We start from the raw sequence: 20,769 nt of genomic DNA on the forward strand, positions 1-20,769 counted from the left end.
AACACACGTTCGAACCTTATGAAGGAATACAACAATGGCTGATCTCGCAAAGATCGTAGACGACCTTTCGAAGCTGACCGTCCTCGAGGCGGCCGAGCTGTCGAAGCTTCTGGAAGAAAAGTGGGGCGTTTCCGCTGCTGCTCCGGTGGCGGTTGCCGCTGCTGGCGGCGCTGCAGCCGCTGCTGCTCCGGCTGAGGAAAAGACGGAATTCGACGTCGTCCTCACCGAGGCAGGCGCTCAGAAGATCAACGTCATCAAGGAAGTCCGCGCCATCACCGGTCTTGGCCTCAAGGAAGCCAAGGATCTGGTCGAAGCGGCTCCGAAGCCGGTCAAGGAAGGCGTTTCCAAGGCCGACGCTGACAAGTTCAAGGCCCAGCTGGAAGCAGCCGGCGCCAAGGTCGACCTGAAGTAAGCGTAAAAGCGGCGGACGGCCTCGCGCCGTCCGCCACTCCCTTCGCTGGAAGGGAGCACGCGTAGCGCGAGACGTACGAGAACCTCTTTCCTGAGGGCCGCAAATCGGCCTTCAGGAAACGGGTTTTCTCCCGTTCTAGCCGGCCGCCGACAGGCGCCGGGAAAACAGACAGAGGGTTGCCGCCAAGGTAGCCCAGTATGCAAGGCGAGCCGCGGCGAGGCTCGTCCCGAGTTTAGAGCTAAGGAGCGACGATGGCCCAGACCCAGACTTTCAATGGCCGCAGACGCGTACGCAAGTTCTTCGGAAAGATCCCGGAAGTTGCGGAGATGCCGAACCTGATCGAGGTTCAGAAGGCATCCTATGACCAGTTCCTGATGGTGGCGGAGCCCAAGGGTGGGCGTCCGGACGAGGGACTGCAGGCCGTTTTCAAGTCGGTCTTCCCGATCTCCGATTTTTCCGGCTCCTCGATGTTGGAGTTCGTGAAGTACGAGTTCGAAGGACCGAAATTCGACGTTGACGAATGCCGTCAGCGCGACCTGACCTATGCCGCGCCGCTCAAGGTGACGCTGCGCCTCATCGTGTTCGATATCGACGAGGATACCGGCGCCAAGTCCATCAAGGACATCAAGGAGCAGGACGTCTACATGGGCGACATGCCGCTCATGACCCTGAACGGCACCTTCATCGTCAACGGCACCGAGCGCGTCATCGTTTCGCAGATGCACCGTTCGCCGGGCGTCTTCTTCGACCATGACAAGGGCAAGTCGCACTCGTCGGGCAAGCTTCTGTTTGCCGCGCGCGTCATTCCTTATCGCGGTTCGTGGCTCGACATCGAGTTCGATTCCAAGGACGTCGTGCACGCCCGCATCGATCGTCGCCGCAAGATTCCGGTGACGTCGCTGCTGATGGCGCTCGGCATGGACGGCGAAGAGATCCTGTCGACCTTCTACAACAAGATCACCTACAAGCGCGCCGGCGACCATTGGCGCATTCCCTTCAACGTCGAGCGTTTCCGCGGCCTCAAGGCTGTCGGCGACCTGGTCGATGCCGATACCGGCGAAGTCGTCGTCGAGGCCGGCAAGAAGATCACCGCGCGTCAGGCAAGGGCGCTTGGCGAAAAGGGTCTGAAGGCGATCAAGGCGACCGACGAGGATCTGCTCGGCAACTATCTTGCCGAGGACATCGTCAACTACGGCACCGGCGAGATCTTCCTCGAGGCCGGCGACGAGATCGACGAGAAGACGCTGAAGGTTCTGCTCGGCACCGGCGAAGACGAGATCAAGGTTCTCGACATCGACCACGTCAATGTCGGCGCCTATATCCGCAACACGCTCAACGTCGACAAGAACGAGAGCCGCCAGGACGCGCTGTTCGACATCTATCGTGTCATGCGCCCCGGCGAGCCGCCGACGCTCGAAACCGCCGAAGCCATGTTCAACTCGCTGTTCTTCGACTCAGAGCGCTACGATCTGTCGGCCGTTGGCCGCGTCAAGATGAACATGCGTCTCGAGCTCAAGGCCGAGGACACCGTGCGCGTGCTGCGCAAGGACGACATCCTGGCCGTGGTCAGGACGCTGGTCGAACTGCGCGACGGCAAGGGCGAAATCGACGATATCGACAATCTCGGCAACCGCCGCGTGCGTTCGGTCGGCGAGCTGATGGAAAACCAGTACCGCGTCGGCCTGCTGCGCATGGAGCGCGCGATCAAGGAGCGTATGTCCTCGATCGAGATCGACACGGTGATGCCGCAGGACCTGATCAACGCCAAGCCGGCGGCTGCCGCCGTGCGCGAGTTCTTCGGTTCCTCGCAGCTGTCGCAGTTCATGGACCAGACCAACCCGCTGTCGGAGATCACCCACAAGCGCCGTCTCTCGGCGCTTGGACCGGGCGGTTTGACCCGCGAGCGCGCCGGCTTCGAGGTGCGCGACGTGCACCCGACGCATTACGGCCGCATCTGCCCGATCGAGACGCCGGAAGGCCCGAATATCGGTCTGATCAACTCGCTGGCCACCTTCGCACGCGTCAACAAGTACGGCTTCATCGAGAGCCCGTACCGCAAGATCGTCGACGGCAAGCTGACCAATGACGTCGTCTATCTCTCGGCGATGGAAGAGGCCAAGCACCATGTCGCGCAGGCCAACGCCGAGCTCGACAAGAACGGTGGTTTCGTCGACGAATTCGTCATTTGCCGCAGCGCCGGCGAAGTGATGATGGCGCCGCGCGAAAACGTCGATCTGATGGACGTTTCGCCCAAGCAGATGGTGTCGGTGGCCGCGGCCCTGATCCCGTTCCTGGAAAACGACGACGCCAACCGCGCTCTGATGGGCTCGAACATGCAGCGTCAGGCCGTGCCGCTGGTGCGCGCCGAGGCGCCGTTCGTCGGCACCGGCATGGAGCCGATCGTCGCCCGTGACTCGGGCGCCGCCATCGGCGCCCGCCGAGGCGGCATCGTCGACCAGGTGGACGCGACGCGTATCGTTATCCGCGCCACCGAAGATCTCGATCCGGGCAAGTCCGGCGTCGATATCTACCGGCTGATGAAGTTCCAGCGTTCGAACCAGAACACCTGCATCAACCAGCGTCCGCTGGTTCGCATGGGCGACCGCGTCAACAAGGGCGACATCATTGCCGACGGTCCGTCGACCGAGCTCGGTGATCTGGCGCTCGGCCGCAACGTGCTGGTCGCGTTTATGCCGTGGAACGGCTACAACTACGAGGACTCGATCCTCTTGTCCGAACGCATCGTCGCCGATGACGTCTTCACCTCGATCCACATCGAGGAGTTTGAGGTCATGGCGCGCGATACCAAGCTCGGGCCGGAGGAAATCACGCGCGACATCCCGAACGTCTCGGAAGAAGCGCTGAAGAACCTCGACGAGGCCGGCATCGTCTATATCGGTGCGGAAGTTCAGCCGGGTGACATCCTGGTCGGCAAGATCACGCCGAAGGGTGAAAGCCCGATGACGCCGGAAGAGAAGCTTCTGCGCGCCATCTTTGGCGAAAAGGCATCCGATGTGCGCGACACCTCGATGCGCATGCCTCCGGGCACTTTCGGCACCGTCGTCGAGGTGCGCGTGTTCAATCGCCACGGTGTGGAGAAGGACGAGCGCGCCATGGCGATCGAGCGCGAGGAGATCGAACGCCTCGCCAAGGACCGCGACGACGAGCAGGCCATTCTGGACCGCAACGTCTACGCGCGTCTTTCCGACGTGCTCGTCGGCAAGGAAGCGATCGCCGGACCGAAGGGCTTCAAGAAGGGCTCGACGCTGTCCAAGGATACGCTCGACGAGTATCCGCGTTCGCAGTGGTGGCAGTTTGCCGTGGAGAACGAAAAGCTCCAGAGCGAACTCGAAGCCCTGCGTGGTCAGTACGACGACTCCAAGAAGGCGCTCGAGCAGCGCTTCATGGACAAGGTCGAGAAGGTCCAGCGCGGCGACGAAATGCCTCCGGGCGTCATGAAGATGGTCAAGGTCTTCGTGGCCGTGAAGCGCAAGATGCAGCCCGGCGACAAGATGGCCGGCCGTCACGGCAACAAGGGTGTCGTGTCGCGGATCGTTCCGGTCGAGGACATGCCTTTCCTCGAGGACGGCACGCATGCCGATATTGTGCTCAACCCGCTGGGTGTGCCGAGCCGCATGAATGTCGGCCAGATCCTGGAAACGCATCTGGGCTGGGCATGCGCGGGCATGGGCAAGAAGATCGGCGAGCTGATCGACGCGTACAAGGTGGCGGGCGACATCAAGCCGCTGCGCAAGACGCTCGAAAGCTTCATCCCGGCCAACGACCGCAACGAGCCGGTTCGCGAGTATGACGACGAGAGCATTGTTCGCCTCAGCGAGCAGATGCGCCGCGGCGTCTCGATCGCGACCCCGGTGTTCGACGGCGCGCACGAGGCTGACATCAACATCATGCTGGAGCAGGCGGGCCTGCACACCAGCGGTCAGTCGCAGCTCTATGACGGACGCACAGGCGAGCCGTTCGATCGCAAGGTGACGATGGGCTACATCTATATGCTCAAGCTTCACCATCTCGTGGACGACAAGATCCACGCGCGTTCGATCGGTCCGTACTCGCTCGTCACCCAGCAGCCGCTGGGCGGCAAGGCGCAGTTCGGTGGCCAGCGCTTCGGCGAGATGGAGGTCTGGGCGCTCGAAGCATACGGCGCCGCCTACACGCTGCAGGAAATGCTGACGGTGAAGTCGGACGACGTCGCCGGCCGCACCAAGGTCTACGAGGCGATCGTCCGTGGCGACGACACTTTCGAGGCCGGCATTCCCGAGAGCTTCAACGTTCTCGTCAAGGAAATGCGGTCTCTCGGCCTCAATGTCGAGCTGGAGAACACCAAGCTCGACGACAACCCGATCCGGCTGCCCGACGCGGCCGAGTAAGAAAGACATCCGGTCGCGGGCTCCCGCGACCGGATGCATCAAATTCTACGGCCAGTGGCCGACAAGACGGCGGGCGTTTGGCTCGCGACTAGATGCAAGGGGTTTTCGAGGACCCCGAAAAGGAGAACGGCATGAACCAAGAGGTCATGAATCTCTTCAATCCGCAGGCGCCTGCGCAGGTGTTCGATTCTATCCGGATATCGCTTGCCAGCCCTGAGAAGATTCTGTCCTGGTCTTTCGGCGAGATCAAGAAGCCGGAGACCATCAACTACCGCACCTTCAAGCCGGAGCGTGACGGTCTGTTCTGCGCGCGCATTTTTGGCCCGATCAAGGACTATGAGTGCCTGTGCGGCAAGTACAAGCGCATGAAGTACAAGGGCGTCATCTGCGAGAAGTGCGGCGTCGAAGTCACGCTGTCGCGCGTCCGCCGCGAGCGCATGGGCCATATCGAACTGGCAGCACCGGTCGCCCATATCTGGTTCCTGAAGTCGCTGCCGTCGCGCATCGGCACGCTGCTCGACATGACCCTCAAGGACATCGAGCGCGTCCTCTACTTCGAGAACTACATCGTCACCGAACCTGGCCTCACCGCGCTGAAGGAGCACCAGCTGCTCAGCGAGGAAGAGTACATGATCGCCGTCGACGAGTATGGCGAGGACAGCTTCACCGCCATGATCGGCGCCGAGGCCATTCATGACCTGCTGGCCGGCATGGACCTGGAGAAGATCGCCGGCGACCTGCGTTCGGAACTGGCTTCGACCACCTCCGAGCTGAAGCAGAAGAAGTATCTGAAGCGGCTCAAGGTCGTCGAGAACTTCATGGAATCCGGCAACCGTCCGGAATGGATGATCATGAAGGTGGTTCCGGTGATCCCGCCAGACCTGCGTCCGCTTGTCCCGCTGGACGGCGGCCGCTTCGCCACGTCGGATCTGAACGACCTCTATCGCCGCGTCATCAACCGCAACAACCGTCTGAAGCGGCTGATCGAGCTGCGCGCCCCCGGCATCATCGTGCGCAATGAAAAGCGCATGCTGCAGGAAGCCGTCGATGCGCTGTTCGACAACGGCCGTCGCGGCCGTGTCATCACCGGCGCCAACAAGCGCCCGCTGAAGTCGCTGTCCGACATGCTCAAGGGCAAGCAGGGCCGGTTCCGTCAGAACCTGCTCGGCAAGCGCGTCGACTATTCCGGCCGCTCGGTCATCGTGACCGGTCCGGAGCTCAAGCTGCACCAGTGCGGCCTGCCCAAGAAGATGGCGCTCGAACTGTTCAAGCCCTTCATCTACGCCCGTCTCGACGCCAAGGGTTACTCCTCGACCGTCAAGCAGGCGAAGAAGCTGGTCGAGAAGGAGCGTCCGGAAGTCTGGGATATCCTCGACGAGGTCATCCGCGAGCATCCGGTGCTGCTGAACCGTGCGCCGACGCTGCACCGTCTCGGCATCCAGGCGTTCGAGCCGATCCTGATCGAAGGCAAGGCGATCCAGCTGCACCCGCTGGTCTGCACGGCCTTCAACGCCGACTTCGACGGCGACCAGATGGCCGTTCACGTGCCGCTGTCGCTGGAAGCGCAGCTTGAAGCCCGCGTGCTGATGATGTCGACCAACAACATCCTGCACCCGGCCTCCGGCGCGCCGATCATCGTGCCGTCGCAGGACATGGTTCTGGGTCTCTACTATCTCTCGATCGTCAACCAGAACGAGCCGGGCGAGGGCATGGTGTTTGCCGACATGGGCGAACTCCAGCACGCGCTTGAGACCAAGGCGGTGACGCTGCACTCCAAGATCAAGGGCCGCTTCCGTTCGGTTGATGCCGAAGGCAAGGTCGTGTCGAAGATCTATGACACCACCCCTGGCCGCATGATCATCGGCGAGCTTCTGCCGAAGAACGTCAACGTGCCTTACGAGACCGCCAACCAGGAGATGACCAAGAAGAACATCTCCAAGATGATCGACACCGTCTACCGCCACTGCGGTCAGAAGGAGACGGTCATTTTCTGCGACCGCATCATGGCACTCGGCTTCAGCCATGCCTGCCGCGCCGGCATTTCGTTCGGCAAGGACGACATGCTGATCCCGGACGCCAAGATCAAGCTGGTCTCCGACACCGAGGCTTTGGCCAAGGAATACGAGCAGCAGTACAATGACGGCCTGATCACGCAGGGCGAGAAGTACAACAAGGTCGTCGACGCCTGGGCCAAGTGCTCGGAAAAGGTCGCCGACGAAATGATGGCCCGCATCAAGGCGGTCGAGTTCGAGGACAACGGCCGTCAAAAGCCGATGAACTCGATCTACATGATGTCGCACTCCGGTGCGCGTGGCTCGCCCACCCAGATGCGTCAGCTTGCCGGCATGCGCGGCCTTATGGCCAAGCCGTCGGGTGAAATCATCGAGACGCCGATCATCTCGAACTTCAAGGAAGGCCTGACCGTGCTCGAGTACTTCAACTCGACCCACGGTGCCCGTAAGGGTCTGGCCGACACCGCCTTGAAGACGGCGAACTCGGGTTACCTCACCCGTCGTCTGGTCGACGTGGCGCAGGATTGCATCGTCAACTCCGTCGACTGCGGCACCGACAAGGGCCTCACCATGCAGCCGATCGTCGATGCCGGTCAGGTCGTCGCTTCGGTCGGCCAGCGCGTGCTGGGTCGTACGTCGCTCGACGACATCACCCATCCGGTGTCGGGCGAGATTCTGGTCAAGGCCGGAACGCTGATGGACGAGCGTGATGTGGAACAGATCGAAAAGGCCGGCGTCCAGTCGGTTCGCATCCGCTCGGCACTGACTTGCGAAGTCAGGGTTGGCGTCTGCGCGGTCTGTTACGGTCGCGATCTTGCCCGCGGCACCCCGGTCAACCAGGGTGAAGCTGTCGGCGTCATCGCGGCGCAGTCGATCGGCGAGCCGGGCACGCAGCTCACCATGCGTACCTTCCACATGGGCGGTACCGCGCAGGTGGTGGATAGTTCGTTCCTTGAAGCCTCGTATGAGGGCAAGGTCGAGATCCGCAACCGCAACGTGGTGCGCAACTCCGACGGCCAGCAGATGGTCATGGGCCGCAACATGGCGGTGCTGATCCTCGACGAAGCCGGCAAGGAGCGCGCCTCGCACCGTCTCACCTATGGTTCGCGCATCTTCGTGGACGATGGTGACAAGGTGAAGCGCGGCCAGCGTATCGCCGAGTGGGATCCCTACACCCGTCCAGTCCTCACCGAAATCGAGGGCAGGGTGTCGTACGAGGATCTGGTCGACGGCATTTCCGTTCAGGAAACGGCCGACGAGTCGACCGGCATCACCAAGCGTGAGGTCATCGACTGGCGCTCGACGCCACGCGGCAACGACCTGAAGCCGGCGATTGCGATCCAGGACGCCAAGGGCAAGGTCGGCAAGCTGTCGAAGGGTGGCGACGCCCGCTTCCTGCTCTCGGTCGAGGCCATTCTTTCGGTCGAGCCGGGCTCGCAGGTTCGCCCCGGCGACGTGCTGGCGCGTATTCCGATGGAAAGCGCCAAGACCAAGGACATCACCGGCGGTCTGCCGCGTGTTGCCGAACTGTTCGAGGCACGTCGTCCGAAGGATCACGCCATCATCGCCGAGATCGACGGCACGATCCGCTTCGGCCGCGACTACAAGAACAAGCGTCGCATCATCATCGAGCCGCATGACTCGACGCTTGAGCCGGTTGAATACCTGATCCCGAAGGGCAAGCCGTTCCATCTCCAGGACGGCGATGTCATCGAGAAGGGCGACTACATCCTCGACGGCAATCCGGCGCCGCACGACATCCTGGCGATCAAGGGCGTGGAGGCACTTGCTTCCTACCTCGTCAACGAGATCCAGGAAGTCTACCGTCTGCAGGGCGTGTCGATCAACGACAAGCACATCGAGGTGATCGTTCGCCAGATGCTGCAGAAGGTCGAGATCACGGTGCAGGGCGACTCGACCTACATCCCGGGCGATCATGTCGACGTGATCGAACTGGAAGAGGTCAACGAGCGCCTGGTCGAGGACGGCAAGAAGCCGGCTGAAGGCCTGCCGGTTCTGCTCGGCATCACCAAGGCATCGCTGCAGACGCCATCCTTCATCTCGGCCGCCTCCTTCCAGGAGACGACCCGAGTGCTGACGGAAGCCGCTGTTGCCGGCAAGACCGACATGCTGCAGGGACTGAAGGAAAACGTCATCGTCGGCCGGCTTATCCCGGCCGGCACCGGCGGCACGATGAGCCAGATCCGGCGCATCGCCACCTCGCGCGACGAACTGATCATCGACGAGCGCCGCAAGGCCTCCGGTGTGGAAGTCGCCGAGCCGATGCTGGCCGACATGACAACCGCCGCACAGTAAGCGCGAACGGAAAGAGACAAGAAAAGGGGCCCAAGCGGCCCCTTTTCGCGTTTAGGTCCCCAATTGGATCGGAGAAGAAAACGATGAGCAAAAGGATCTGGGCGGCTGTCGACGACTACATCGTCGGTTCCCTGTTTGAGGCGGACCCTGTGCTTGATGCCGTCCTGGCGGCCAACAACGATCACGGCCTGCCGGCGATCGACGTGTCGCCGGCGCAAGGCAAGCTGCTTTCACTTCTTGTGCGCATGCGGGGAGCGAGGAAGGTTCTCGAAATCGGCACGCTGGGCGGCTATTCGACCATCTGGATGGCGCGGGCACTGCCTGTCGACGGCAAGATCGTGACGCTTGAACTCGATCCGCACTATGCCGGCGTCGCGCGATCGAATTTCGAGCGTGCAGGCGTCTCGGAGCGTGTGGAACTGCGGGTCGGGCCGGCTCTTCAGTCGCTTGCAGCACTTGGCGCCGAGAATGCCGGGCCGTTCGACTTCATCTTCATCGACGCTGACAAGCCGAACAACCCGCACTATCTGTCCTGGGCCATGCCGCTGTCGCGGCCCGGAACGGTCATCGTCTGCGACAACGTGATCCGCGATGGCGCCGTGGTGAATGAAGATGGCCGCGACGCCAATGTCGAAGGCGCGCGCGCCGCATTCTCGTTCATTGGCGGCGAGAAGCATCTGGACGGCACCGCCATCCAGACTGTTGGCGCCAAGGGCTATGACGGCTTTGCCATCGCGATCGTAGAGTGAGAATGCAAGCTTTGATCACAAAGAGGTCTAGGACAGATGAACGAAGCAGCGCTTTGGGATTTAATCAACGCGGGGCGGGAGCGCATGAATATCGCGCAGAGAAGACTCTGGGATGTGATCGGCATCGACCCTGAGCAATGGACGCATCGCTCTTCGGCGGGGGATGACCAGCGCATCTGGGTGGTGGCGCTGGTTGGACGAAGCGTAATTTCCTACAATGAATTCGAATACGGCTTCGACCGCTCGCATTTCGTCAGGTATGGCGAGATCGCTGAACTTGGCTGGGGGCAAGCTGACCTTGAGGTTGCCATTCAACACGTTCTGAACGAGATGGAGCGCGGACATCGAACCGCGCCCACCGTTTCCGAACCTCGGCCAGGAACATATCCTAGCCGAGGATGACAAGACAACGGCGGATAGGTCTTTCATCTCAGCTCAGTCGAAAAACGCTTCGACCACGTTGCGCTTGCCGAGCATGAAGGCATCGGCGACATGCTGGAGAGGCGCGAGATCGACGTCGGAAACGCCGGCGCGCACGATCTCGGCAAAACGCTTGTAGAGCATCGGGTATTCCGCTTCCGGTTCATCGTGGACGACACGGCCGTCGATGGCGAGCTTGATGCCGCCACCCGACAGCACCATGGCGCCCTTGTCGGTGTCGGCCAGGATGTCCCAGCTTTGCGGGCCTGTCTGCAGCCAGTCGAGGTCCATCGTCACCGGCAACCCGTTCGAGGTGCGGAAGGTGACACGCGCGGCAACCGGGGATGCGCGGTTTTCGGGGAAATCCAGAACTGCCGAAGTGATGAACATCGCCGGCAGGATATGGGTGGCAATCGACAGCGCGTTGATGCCGGGATCAAAGACGCCAAAACCGCCGGGGGCCCAGATCCACTCCTGGTTCGGATGCCAGCGGCGCACGTCTTCCTTCCAGTTGATGGCGGCCGACTTGATCTTGGTCGAGTTCAGGAAGGCGCGGGCGGCCTCGACCGCCGGCGCATAGCGCGAGTGCCAGCTGGCGAACAGCGAGACGTCGTTCTGCGCGGCCAATGCCTTGAGGTCCTCGACCTCGCTGACGGTTGCGCCTGGCGGTTTTTCCAGGAAGACATGCTTCTTCGCCATCAGCGCCGTCCGCGCCGCGTCGTAGCGGAACTGGGGCGGCATGCAGAGCGATACGGCCTCAAGCTCGGGTACGGCGTCGAGCATGGCTTCGATGGTGGGGAAATTCGGGATGTTTTCCACCTTGCCATGCCGGCTAGCGGCCGCGATGAGGCGATAGTTCGGGTCTTTCGCCAGGGCCGGCAGGTGCTGGTCGCGGACGATCTTGCCGACGCCGACGATGCCTATCTTGATGGGCTGGGACACGGCCGCTCCGTCTGTTTGTTGAGTGATGAAGAGCGTTTCTTATCAGAACACTTGCTCCGGGCAAGCCGGAGCCGGCAAGCTGACGCCGAAAGGTCAGCCCCAGCTTTCCTCGAACTGCAGCGCCAGCTTTTCGCCGGCCAGAAAGGCCTCGATAGCTGCTTCGAAAGGTGAGGGGTCGAGGCCGTTCGCACCCAGCCAGTCGTCGGAATAATAGGTGTTGGCATAGCGGTCGCCGGAATCGCAGATCAGCGTCACCAGCGAGCCGGCCTTCCTCGCCTCAACCATGCGCGCTGCCTGAAAGCACATGGCGACGAAGTTGGTGCCGGTCGACCCGCCGACACGGCGGCCGAGCCGGCGCGACAGCACCCGCATCGCCGCCAGCGACACCGCGTCCGGCACCCGCAGCATGTGATCGATGACGCCGGGCACGAAGGACGGTTCAACGCGCGGCCGGCCGATGCCCTCGATTCGCGACGGCTGCTCGCAGCGGCAGTCACGGTCATGCGTGGCAAAGCTGTCGAAGAAGGCCGAGCGCTCGACGTCGGCGACCGACAGCCGCGTTGCATGCCGCTTGTAGCGCAGATAGCGGCCGATCGTGGCGGTGGTGCCGCCGGTGCCGGCGCTCATGACGATCCAGGTCGGGATCGGATGCTGCTCCTCGCGCATCTGCCCGAAGATGGAATCGGCGATGTTGTTGTTGCCGCGCCAGTCGGTGGCGCGTTCGGCATGGGTGAACTGGTCCATGAAATGGCCGCCAAGCCGCGCCGCGAGTTCAGCCGACTCGGCATAGATGCGCCGGCCGTCATCGATGAAGTGGCACTTGCCGCCATGGTGCTCGATCGCCGTGATCTTTTCGCGCGAGGTCGATCGCGGCATCACGGCATAGAACGGCACACCGATCATGCGGGCGAAATAGGCTTCCGACACCGCCGTCGAGCCCGACGACGCTTCGATCACCGGCGAGCCTTCACGGATAAGGCCGTTGCACAGCGCATAGAGAAACAGCGAACGTGCCAGCCGATGCTTCAGGCTGCCGGTCGGATGGGTGGATTCGTCCTTGAGGTAGAAGTCGATGCCAGCCAGTGCCGGCAGATCCAGCTTCCACAGGTGCGTATCGGCCGAGCGGTGCTGGTCGGCTTCGATCGCGGCGACCGCCCGGTCGGCCCAGTCCCGGGATGCGGGTCCAACCGTTCTCGATCCGGCCATCTTTCAGCACCCTGGTTTCAGATAGGCACGTCGAATGTGACGATAGACACTTCGCCTTCGAGCGCGCCCTGGAAAGCGGAAATATGCGGCTCTTCGTCGGGTATGCCATCCATGTCGCCGATCTGGTCGAGCTCGGCCTCGGCGTAACCTTCGGCCGCAAGCGATTCGAGTGCCCGGCGCACCGCCGAATCGTCATCGGGCGCGACCAGCATCACGTGCACGCCTTCCGGCTTGCCGCCCTTTTTCTTCCACACCCGGCCGGTGATGATGGTGACCGGGCGTTCGTCATTGTCGTTCACGGGTCGATTCCTCTTGGCAAGATTCGGGCGGGCGAGGGGCCTCTGACTGCTCATGCGGCCTTTTTCGCATGAAGCAGGGCCGTACAACAGCGCAAAGCCATTCACTTTGCCAAAGGCTTGGCACTTTCTTCCTCGCACTTGCAAAATGGCGAAAGAAAATTACATGCGGTTTTCGCATGGCTGCCAAGCCCCGGCTTCAATGCAATATTTGCCGCGCCGGGGTTGACGGTTCGCGGGCTTGCTAGTAGAAGCCGGCCAGTCAGAACCGATGTGAGGCTCTCCCTTCCGAAGCGACACGCTTTGGAGTTTGCCTCAAACAGGGTTCGTTTTACGAGCGAAAAAGACATTTCCGGCGTGCACGAAGCGGCTTCCGCTTCCTCTGCCATTTGTTCGGGCAAGACCGCGAGGCGCGGTTTGTGGCCCGAATTTGCGTATGGAAATGACGCTTTGAGCGGCCCTGACCGGGCGAGACACGGAATTGAGAGACAAGAGGGTTTAATGCCTACCGTCAACCAGCTGATCCGCAAGCCGCGCATTGCGCCGGTGAAGCGCAACAAGGTCCCGGCCATGCAGCAGAACCCGCAGAAGCGGGGCGTCTGCACGCGCGTCTATACAACGACGCCGAAGAAGCCGAACTCGGCGCTGCGCAAGGTGGCCAAGATCCGCCTGACCAATGGTTTTGAAGTGATCGGGTACATCCCCGGCGAAGGCCACAACCTTCAGGAACACTCCGTGGTGATGATCCGCGGCGGCCGCGTCAAGGATCTTCCGGGCGTTCGCTACCACATCATCCGCGGCGTGCTCGACACGCAGGGTGTGAAGAACCGCAAGCAGCGCCGTTCGAAGTACGGCGCCAAGCGTCCGAAGTAAGATTTTCCGGCCTTGGCGCTCCTCGAGTGCGTCGGGCTATGAGATTGAGAGACAAAAGCCATGTCGCGTCGTCACAGTGCAGAAAAGCGTGAGATCAATCCGGACCCGAAGTTCGGCGATCTGATCGTCACCAAGTTCATGAACGCCGTCATGTATGACGGCAAGAAGTCGGTCGCCGAGACCATCGTCTACGGTGCGCTCGACCAGGTTCAGTCGAAGACCAAGCAGGAGCCGGTCACGGTCTTCCATCAGGCGCTCGACAATGTCGCGCCGCATGTGGAAGTGCGTTCGCGTCGTGTCGGCGGCGCCACCTATCAGGTTCCGGTCGACGTGCGCCCCGAGCGCCGCCAGGCATTGGCCATTCGTTGGCTGATCGCGGCGGCCCGCAACCGCAACGAGACCACGATGGTCGACCGCCTCTCCGGCGAGCTGATGGACGCGGCCAACAACCGCGGCACCGCTGTCAAGAAGCGTGAAGACACCCACAAGATGGCTGAAGCCAACCGCGCTTTCGCGCACTACCGCTGGTAAAGCGCGAACGAGACTGAGAGGCAGCTACGATGGCCCGCGAATACAAAATCGAAGACTACCGCAATTTCGGTATCATGGCGCATATTGACGCCGGCAAGACGACGACCACCGAGCGCGTCCTCTATTATACGGGCAAGTCGCACAAGATCGGCGAAGTCCACGACGGCGCTGCCACCATGGATTGGATGGAGCAGGAGCAGGAGCGCGGCATCACCATCACGTCCGCCGCGACCACGACCTTCTGGAAGGGTCGCAGCGGCAAGATGTACCGCTTCAACATCATCGACACCCCCGGCCACGTCGACTTCACCATCGAAGTCGAGCGTTCGCTGCGCGTTCTCGACGGCGCCATCGCGCTGCTCGATGCCAATGCCGGTGTCGAGCCGCAGACGGAAACCGTCTGGCGTCAGGCCGACAAGTACCGCGTTCCGCGCATGATCTTCTGCAACAAGATGGACAAGATCGGCGCCGACTTCTACCGCTCGGTCGAGATGATCGGTTCGCGCCTCGGTGCGCATGCTGTTGTCATGCAGCTGCCGATCGGCGCCGAGACCGAGTTCAAGGGTGTTGTCGACCTCGTCGAGATGAACGCGCTGGTCTGGCGCGACGAGACGCTGGGCGCTGCCTGGGACATCGTCGAGATCCCGGACGACCTCAAGGCTCGTGCCGAAGAATACCGCGAGAAGATGATCGAGGCCGCCGTCGAAATGGACGAGACGGCGCTTGAGAATTACCTCGAAGGCAAGATGCCGTCGAATGACGAGATCCGCGCGCTGATCCGCAAGGGCACCATCGCGGTGAAGTTCTACCCGATGTTCTGTGGCTCGGCCTTCAAGAACAAGGGCGTACAGCCGCTGCTCGACGCCGTCGTCGAATATCTGCCGTCGCCGGCCGATGTTCCCGCCATCAAGGGCGTCGACGCCAAGACCGACGCCGAGATCGAGCGTCATGCCGACGACAACGAGCCGCTGTCGATGCTCGCCTTCAAGATCATGAACGACCCGTTCGTCGGTTCGCTGACCTTTGCCCGCATCTATTCGGGCAAGCTCACCAAGGGCATCTCGGTCGACAACACCGTGAAGGGCAAGAAAGAGCGCATCGGCCGCATGCTGCAGATGCATGCCAACTCGCGTGCCGACGTCGAAGAGGCTTTTGCCGGCGACATCGTTGCTCTTGCCGGTCTCAAGGACACGACCACCGGCGACACGCTCAGTGATCCGCTGCATCCGGTCATCCTCGAGCGCATGGAATTCCCCGATCCGGTCATCCAGATCGCCATCGAGCCGAAGACCAAGAACGACCAGGAAAAGATGGGCCTCGCCCTTCACCGCCTGGCCGCCGAGGATCCGTCCTTTCGCGTCAAGACCGACGAGGAAAGCGGCCAGACCATCATTTCCGGCATGGGCGAACTTCATCTCGACATCATCGTCGACCGCATGCGTCGCGAGTTCAAGGTCGAGGCCAATGTCGGCGCACCGCAGGTGGCTTATCGCGAGACGATCACCCGCAAGCACGAGCAGGATTACACGCACAAGAAGCAGACCGGCGGTACCGGTCAGTTCGCTCGCGTCAAGATCGTCTTCGAGCCGAACCCGGACAGCAGCGAGTTCGAGTTCGATACCAAGATCGTCGGCGGCGCCGTGCCGAAGGAATACATCCCGGGTGTCGAAAAGGGCATCAACAGCGTCATGACCTCGGGTCCGTTCGCGGGCTTCCCGATGATCGGCGTCAAGGCGACGCTGATCGACGGCGCCTACCACGATGTCGACTCCAGCGTTCTGGCCTTCGAAATCGCCGGCCGCGCCTGCTTCCGTGAAGCAGCACCCAAGCTTGGTGTGCAGCTGCTCGAGCCGATCATGAAGGTCGAAGTTGTGACGCCGGAAGACTACGTCGGCAGCGTCATCGGCGATCTGAACGGTCGTCGTGGCCAGATCCAGGGTCAGGAAGCGCGTGGCGTTGCAGTGGTCATCAACGCGATGGTGCCGCTCGCCAACATGTTCAAGTACGTCGACAATTTGCGCTCGATGAGCCAGGGCCGTGCGGCCTACACGATGCAGTTCGATCACTACGAGCCGGTCCCTACGGCGGTGGCCCAGGAAGTCCAGAAGAAATACGCGTAAGGGTTCCTTAGCCACCGGGTCGCGTCTCTTGCGCGGTGCCGGATCTGAAGAGCGAATAACAATTTCCCCCAAGCGGGTAGAATAGACGGAGAACGATTATGGCCAAAGGTAAATTCGAGCGTAACAAGCCTCACGTGAACATCGGCACGATTGGCCACGTCGACCATGGCAAGACGTCGCTGACGGCGGCGATCACCAAGTATTTTGGCGAATACAAGCGCTACGACCAGATCGACGCTGCCCCTGAAGAAAAGGCGCGCGGCATCACGATCTCGACGGCGCATGTCGAATACGAGACGGCCAACCGCCACTACGCTCACGTCGACTGCCCCGGCCACGCCGACTATGTGAAGAACATGATCACCGGTGCCGCGCAGATGGACGGCGCGATCCTGGTCGTGTCGGCCGCCGACGGCCCGATGCCGCAGACCCGCGAGCACATCCTGCTTGCCCGTCAGGTCGGCGTGCCGTCGATCGTGGTGTTCCTCAACAAGGTCGACCAGGTCGACGACGCCGAGCTGCTCGAACTGGTCGAGCTCGAGGTTCGCGAGCTTCTGACCAAGAACGAGTTCCCCGGTGACGACATTCCGATCGTCAAGGGTTCGGCTCTGGCTGCTCTTGAAGACACCGACAAGAAGATCGGCGAGGACGCGATCCGCGAGCTGATGGCTGCGGTCGATGCTTACATCCCGACGCCTGTTCGTCCGCTCGACAAGCCGTTCCTGATGCCGATCGAGGACGTGTTCTCGATCTCGGGCCGCGGCACGGTCGTGACCGGTCGCGTCGAGCGTGGCATTGTCAAGGTCGGCGAGGAGCTGGAAATCATCGGCATCCGTCCGACGACCAAGACGACCTGCACCGGCGTCGAGATGTTCCGCAAGCTGCTCGATCAGGGCCAGGCTGGCGACAACATCGGCGCGCTGCTGCGCGGCGTTGATCGTGAAGGTGTCGAGCGCGGCCAGGTTCTGGCCAAGCCGGGCACGGTGAAGCCGCACAAGAAGTTCGTGGCCGAAGCCTACATCCTGACCAAGGACGAAGGTGGCCGTCACACGCCGTTCTTCACCAACTATCGTCCGCAGTTCTACTTCCGCACGACCGACGTGACCGGCATCGTGTCGCTGCCGGAAGGCACCGAGATGGTGATGCCGGGCGACAACATCACGGTCGATGTCGAGCTGATCGTGCCGATCGCCATGGAAGAGAAGCTGCGCTTCGCTATCCGTGAAGGCGGCCGCACCGTCGGTGCCGGCATCGTCGTCACCATCAAAGAGTAATTTGGACTTAAACCGATCTGTCGCGGGCGCGGGAGTTGCCCGCGCCGCGCCAGAACAAGGAAGTGACGCATGAACGGACAGAATATCCGCATCCGCCTGAAGGCGTTTGACCACCGCGTGCTCGACGCCTCGACGAAGGAAATCGTGTCGACGGCCAAGCGTACCGGTGCCAACGTCCGCGGCCCCATTCCGCTGCCGACGCGGATCGAAAAGTTTACGGTCAACCGGTCGCCTCACGTCGACAAGAAGAGCCGCGAGCAGTTCGAGATGCGCACGCACAAGCGTCTGCTCGACATCGTCGATCCGACCCCGCAGACGGTCGATGCTTTGATGAAGCTCGATCTGGCCGCCGGCGTCGACGTCGAGATCAAGCTCTAAGGGAATGAGAGCGCGGTAAGGGGCGGTGCCCCTGGCCCGGAACTCTAAAGGAATTGAACCGATGCGTTCAGGTGTGATTGCAAAGAAGGTGGGAATGACCCGCATCTACAACGATGCCGGGGAACATGTTCCCGTCACCGTTCTCCAGATGGAGAACTGCCAGGTCGTGGCCCAGCGCACGCAAGAGAAGAATGGCTACACCGCCGTTCAGCTCGGCGTTGGCCTTGCCAAGGTGAAGAACACGTCGAAGGCGATGCGCGGCCATTTCGCGACCGCTTCCGTCGAGCCGAAGGCGAAGGTCGCCGAGTTCCGCGTCTCCGCCGACAACATGATCGATGTCGGTGCCGAGATCACCGTCGAGCATTTCGTCGCCGGCCAGAAGGTCGATGTGACGGGCACGACGATCGGCAAGGGTTTTCAGGGCGTCATCAAGCGCCACCACATGGGCGGTGGCCGTGCAACGCACGGTAACTCGGTTTCGCACCGTACGCACGGTTCGACCGGCCAGCGCCAGGACCCGGGCAAGGTGTTCAAGGGCAAGCATATGGCTGGCCACATGGGCGACACCCGCGTCACCACGCAGAATGTCGAGATCGTATCGACCGACGCCGACCGCGGCCTGATCCTGATCCGCGGTGCGGTTCCCGGATCGAAGGGCGCCTGGATCCTGGTCCGCGATGCGGCCAAGGTGGCACTGCCGGCCAATGCGCCGAAGCCTGCCGCGATCCGCGCCGTTGCTGCCGAAAGTGGCGCCAAGAACGAGGCTCCGGCCACAGAGGGAGCGGAATAATGGATCTCAAGATCACAACGCTGGGCGGCAAGGACGCCGGCAAGGTGGAACTCTCCGACGAGATTTTCGGCCTTGATCCGCGCGAAGACATCCTGCAGCGCGTCGTGCGCTGGCAGCTTGCCAAGAAGCAGCAGGGCACGCACAAGACCAAGGGTCGCGCCGAGATCGCGCGCACCGGCGCCAAGATGTACAAGCAGAAGGGTACGGGCCGCGCCCGTCACCATTCGGCACGCGCTCCGCAGTTCCGCGGCGGCGGCAAGGCTCACGGCCCGGTCGTTCGCAGCCACGAGCACGAACTGCCGAAGAAGGTTCGTGCTCTCGGCCTCAAGCATGCTCTCTCGGCCAAGGCCAAGAGCGCGTCGATCATCATCATCGACGAGCTGAAGCTGACCGAGGCCAAGACGAAGGCGCTGATCGCGAATTTCGCGACGCTGGGCCTGACCAACGCTTTGCTGATCGGCGGCGCCGAGCTTGACAAGAACTTCAAGCTGGCGGCGACGAACATCCCCAACATCGACGTGCTGCCCATCCAGGGCATCAACGTCTACGACATTCTGCGCCGCGGCACGCTGGTCCTTTCGAAGGCCGCCGTCGAGGCTCTCGAGGAGCGCTTTAAATGACCGACCTTCGTCACTACGACGTGATCGTCTCGCCGGCGATCACCGAAAAGTCGACCATGGCCTCCGAGCAGAACCAGGTCGTCTTCAACGTCGCCAAGAAGGCGTCGAAGCCGGAAATCAAGGCCGCCGTCGAAGCGCTGTTCGGCGTCAAGGTGATGGCCGTGAACACGCTTGTCCGCAAGGGCAAGATCAAGCGCTTCCGTGGCACGGTTGGCCGCCAGAGCGACGTCAAGAAGGCGATTGTGACGCTGGCCGACGGCCAGTCGATCGACGTCGCGACGGGTCTCTGAGCAAGGCCGCGAGGACAGAACAATGGCACTGAAAAAATTCAACCCGGTAACGCCCAGCACCCGTCAGCTGGTCATCGTCGACCGCTCGGGCCTTTACAAGGGCAAGCCCGTCAAGGGTCTGACCGAAGGCCTGACCAAGTCGGGCGGCCGCAACAACCACGGCCGCATCACCGCCCGCTTCATCGGCGGTGGTCACAAGCGTTCGTACCGCATCATCGACTTCAAGCGCCGCAAGTTCGACGTTGTCGGCACGGTCGAGCGTATTGAATACGATCCGAACCGCACCGCCTTCATCGCGCTGATCAAGTATGACGATGGCGAGCTGTCCTACATCATCGCTCCGCAGCGTCTGGCTCCCGGCGACAAGATCGTGTCCGGTGAATCGGTCGACGTGAAGCCGGGCAATGCGATGCCGCTGGCTTCGATGCCGGTCGGCACCATCGTCCACAACATCGAGCTGAAGCCGGGCAAGGGCGCTCAGGTCGCCCGTTCGGCAGGTGGTTATGGTCAGCTGGTCGGTCGTGACCAGGGCATGGCGATCCTGCGCCTCAACTCGGGCGAGCAGCGTGTCGTTCACGGCTCCTGCATGGCCACTGTCGGCGCCGTGTCCAATCCGGACCACGGCAACATCAATGACGGCAAGGCCGGTCGCACGGTTTGGCGTGGCAAGCGCCCGCACAATCGCGGCGTGACCATGAACCCGGTCGACCATCCGCACGGCGGCGGCGAAGGCCGCACCTCGGGTGGCCGCCATCCGGTTTCGCCCTGGGGCAAGCCAACCAAGGGCAAGAAGACGCGGTCCAACAAGGCGACCGACAAGTTCATCCTGCGCTCGCGCCATCAGCGCAAGAGCTAAGAAGAGGTAACGCCAAGTGACTCGTTCGATTTGGAAAGGCCCCTTCATTGACGGCTACCTTCTCAAGAAGGTGGACAAGGTTCGTGAAGGTGGTCGCAATGAGGTGATCAAGATGTGGAGCCGTCGCTCCACCATCCTGCCGCAGTTCGTCGGCTTCACCTTCGGTGTCTACAACGGCCAGAAGCATGTTCCCGTCTCGGTGAACGAGGACATGGTCGGTCACAAGTTCGGTGAATTCGCTCCGACCCGGACCTATTACGGTCACGGCGCGGATAAGAAGGCGAAGAGGAAATAAT

At 62.1% G+C, this 20,769-nt stretch carries 18 protein-coding genes; 15 read left to right on the plus strand and 3 right to left on the minus strand.

Translation table 11 applies throughout. The annotated features are described in order from the left end of the window. The first annotated feature begins 34 nt into the window (after nt 1–34). From rplL to FCU66_RS18535, 5 genes are all read left to right on the plus strand, one after another. Nucleotides 35–412, plus strand: coding sequence for a 50S ribosomal protein L7/L12 (gene rplL, locus FCU66_RS18515; RefSeq protein WP_008875658.1), 378 nt, complete (start codon nt 35–37; stop codon nt 410–412). A 251-nt stretch (nt 413–663) separates the two neighbouring features. Beyond that, a complete protein-coding gene (rpoB, locus tag FCU66_RS18520; RefSeq protein WP_056590924.1) occupies nt 664–4,800 on the plus strand; it encodes a DNA-directed RNA polymerase subunit beta in 4,137 nt (1,378 codons plus the stop codon). A gap of 131 nt (nt 4,801–4,931) precedes the next feature. Beyond that, nucleotides 4,932–9,128: a DNA-directed RNA polymerase subunit beta' gene (gene rpoC, locus FCU66_RS18525; protein WP_136622436.1), complete on the plus strand. Its 4,197-nt coding sequence runs from the start codon at nt 4,932–4,934 to the stop codon at nt 9,126–9,128. A gap of 83 nt (nt 9,129–9,211) precedes the next feature. After that, the gene (locus FCU66_RS18530) at nt 9,212–9,877 is read left to right on the plus strand and encodes an O-methyltransferase (RefSeq protein ID WP_136622437.1); all 666 of its coding nucleotides are present in this window, start codon (nt 9,212–9,214) and stop codon (nt 9,875–9,877) included. 36 nt (nt 9,878–9,913) lie between these two features. Next, complete coding sequence (locus FCU66_RS18535; protein WP_136622438.1) at nt 9,914–10,279, plus strand: hypothetical protein; 366 nt, start codon at nt 9,914–9,916, stop codon at nt 10,277–10,279. A 33-nt stretch (nt 10,280–10,312) separates the two neighbouring features. Here FCU66_RS18535 and FCU66_RS18540 read toward each other — a convergent pair whose 3' ends face one another. The 3 genes from FCU66_RS18540 to FCU66_RS18550 form a co-directional block, all read right to left on the minus strand. Next, nucleotides 10,313–11,239, minus strand: a complete 927-nt coding sequence (locus FCU66_RS18540; protein ID WP_136622439.1) for a Gfo/Idh/MocA family protein — start codon at nt 11,237–11,239, stop codon at nt 10,313–10,315. 93 nt (nt 11,240–11,332) lie between these two features. Then, entirely contained in the window at nt 11,333–12,445 is a 1,113-nt protein-coding gene (locus tag FCU66_RS18545) for a PLP-dependent cysteine synthase family protein (protein WP_136622440.1), read from the minus strand. 17 nt (nt 12,446–12,462) lie between these two features. Then, a complete protein-coding gene (locus FCU66_RS18550) occupies nt 12,463–12,744 on the minus strand; it encodes a transcriptional regulator (protein ID WP_027038858.1) in 282 nt (93 codons plus the stop codon). Between the two features lie 498 nt (nt 12,745–13,242). On the opposite strand from FCU66_RS18550, the gene rpsL reads away from it, so the two are divergent. From rpsL to rpsS, 10 genes are all read left to right on the plus strand, one after another. Next, nucleotides 13,243–13,614, plus strand: coding sequence for a 30S ribosomal protein S12 (gene rpsL / locus FCU66_RS18555; protein WP_006333356.1), 372 nt, complete (start codon nt 13,243–13,245; stop codon nt 13,612–13,614). 60 nt (nt 13,615–13,674) lie between these two features. Further along, nucleotides 13,675–14,145, plus strand: a complete 471-nt coding sequence (rpsG, locus tag FCU66_RS18560) for a 30S ribosomal protein S7 (RefSeq protein ID WP_008875664.1) — start codon at nt 13,675–13,677, stop codon at nt 14,143–14,145. Between the two features lie 29 nt (nt 14,146–14,174). Further along, nucleotides 14,175–16,265: an elongation factor G gene (gene fusA / locus FCU66_RS18565; RefSeq protein WP_056590946.1), complete on the plus strand. Its 2,091-nt coding sequence runs from the start codon at nt 14,175–14,177 to the stop codon at nt 16,263–16,265. 98 nt (nt 16,266–16,363) lie between these two features. Next, nucleotides 16,364–17,539 carry an elongation factor Tu gene (gene tuf, locus FCU66_RS18570; protein WP_136622441.1) on the plus strand — a complete coding sequence of 392 codons (1,176 nt, stop codon included), beginning with the start codon at nt 16,364–16,366 and terminating at the stop codon, nt 17,537–17,539. A 69-nt stretch (nt 17,540–17,608) separates the two neighbouring features. Further along, nucleotides 17,609–17,917: a 30S ribosomal protein S10 gene (rpsJ, locus tag FCU66_RS18575; RefSeq protein WP_010909272.1), complete on the plus strand. Its 309-nt coding sequence runs from the start codon at nt 17,609–17,611 to the stop codon at nt 17,915–17,917. Between the two features lie 61 nt (nt 17,918–17,978). Next, nucleotides 17,979–18,707: a 50S ribosomal protein L3 gene (gene rplC / locus FCU66_RS18580; RefSeq protein ID WP_136622442.1), complete on the plus strand. Its 729-nt coding sequence runs from the start codon at nt 17,979–17,981 to the stop codon at nt 18,705–18,707. Then, nucleotides 18,707–19,327, plus strand: a complete 621-nt coding sequence (gene rplD, locus FCU66_RS18585) for a 50S ribosomal protein L4 (RefSeq protein WP_013531423.1) — start codon at nt 18,707–18,709, stop codon at nt 19,325–19,327. The genes rplC and rplD overlap by 1 nt, the downstream gene beginning before the upstream one ends. After that, the gene (locus FCU66_RS18590; protein ID WP_023757976.1) at nt 19,324–19,617 is read left to right on the plus strand and encodes a 50S ribosomal protein L23; all 294 of its coding nucleotides are present in this window, start codon (nt 19,324–19,326) and stop codon (nt 19,615–19,617) included. The genes rplD and FCU66_RS18590 overlap by 4 nt, the downstream gene beginning before the upstream one ends. A 22-nt stretch (nt 19,618–19,639) precedes the next feature. After that, entirely contained in the window at nt 19,640–20,473 is an 834-nt protein-coding gene (rplB, locus tag FCU66_RS18595; RefSeq protein ID WP_024505067.1) for a 50S ribosomal protein L2, read from the plus strand. Nucleotides 20,474–20,489: 16 nt separating this feature from the next. Further along, nucleotides 20,490–20,768 carry a 30S ribosomal protein S19 gene (rpsS, locus tag FCU66_RS18600; protein WP_006205463.1) on the plus strand — a complete coding sequence of 93 codons (279 nt, stop codon included), beginning with the start codon at nt 20,490–20,492 and terminating at the stop codon, nt 20,766–20,768. Nucleotide 20,769: the final 1 nt, after the last annotated feature.

Origin of the sequence: Mesorhizobium norvegicum (assembly GCF_004919685.1) — a bacterium.
Classification (GTDB): Bacteria; Pseudomonadota; Alphaproteobacteria; order Rhizobiales; family Rhizobiaceae; genus Mesorhizobium; species Mesorhizobium norvegicum.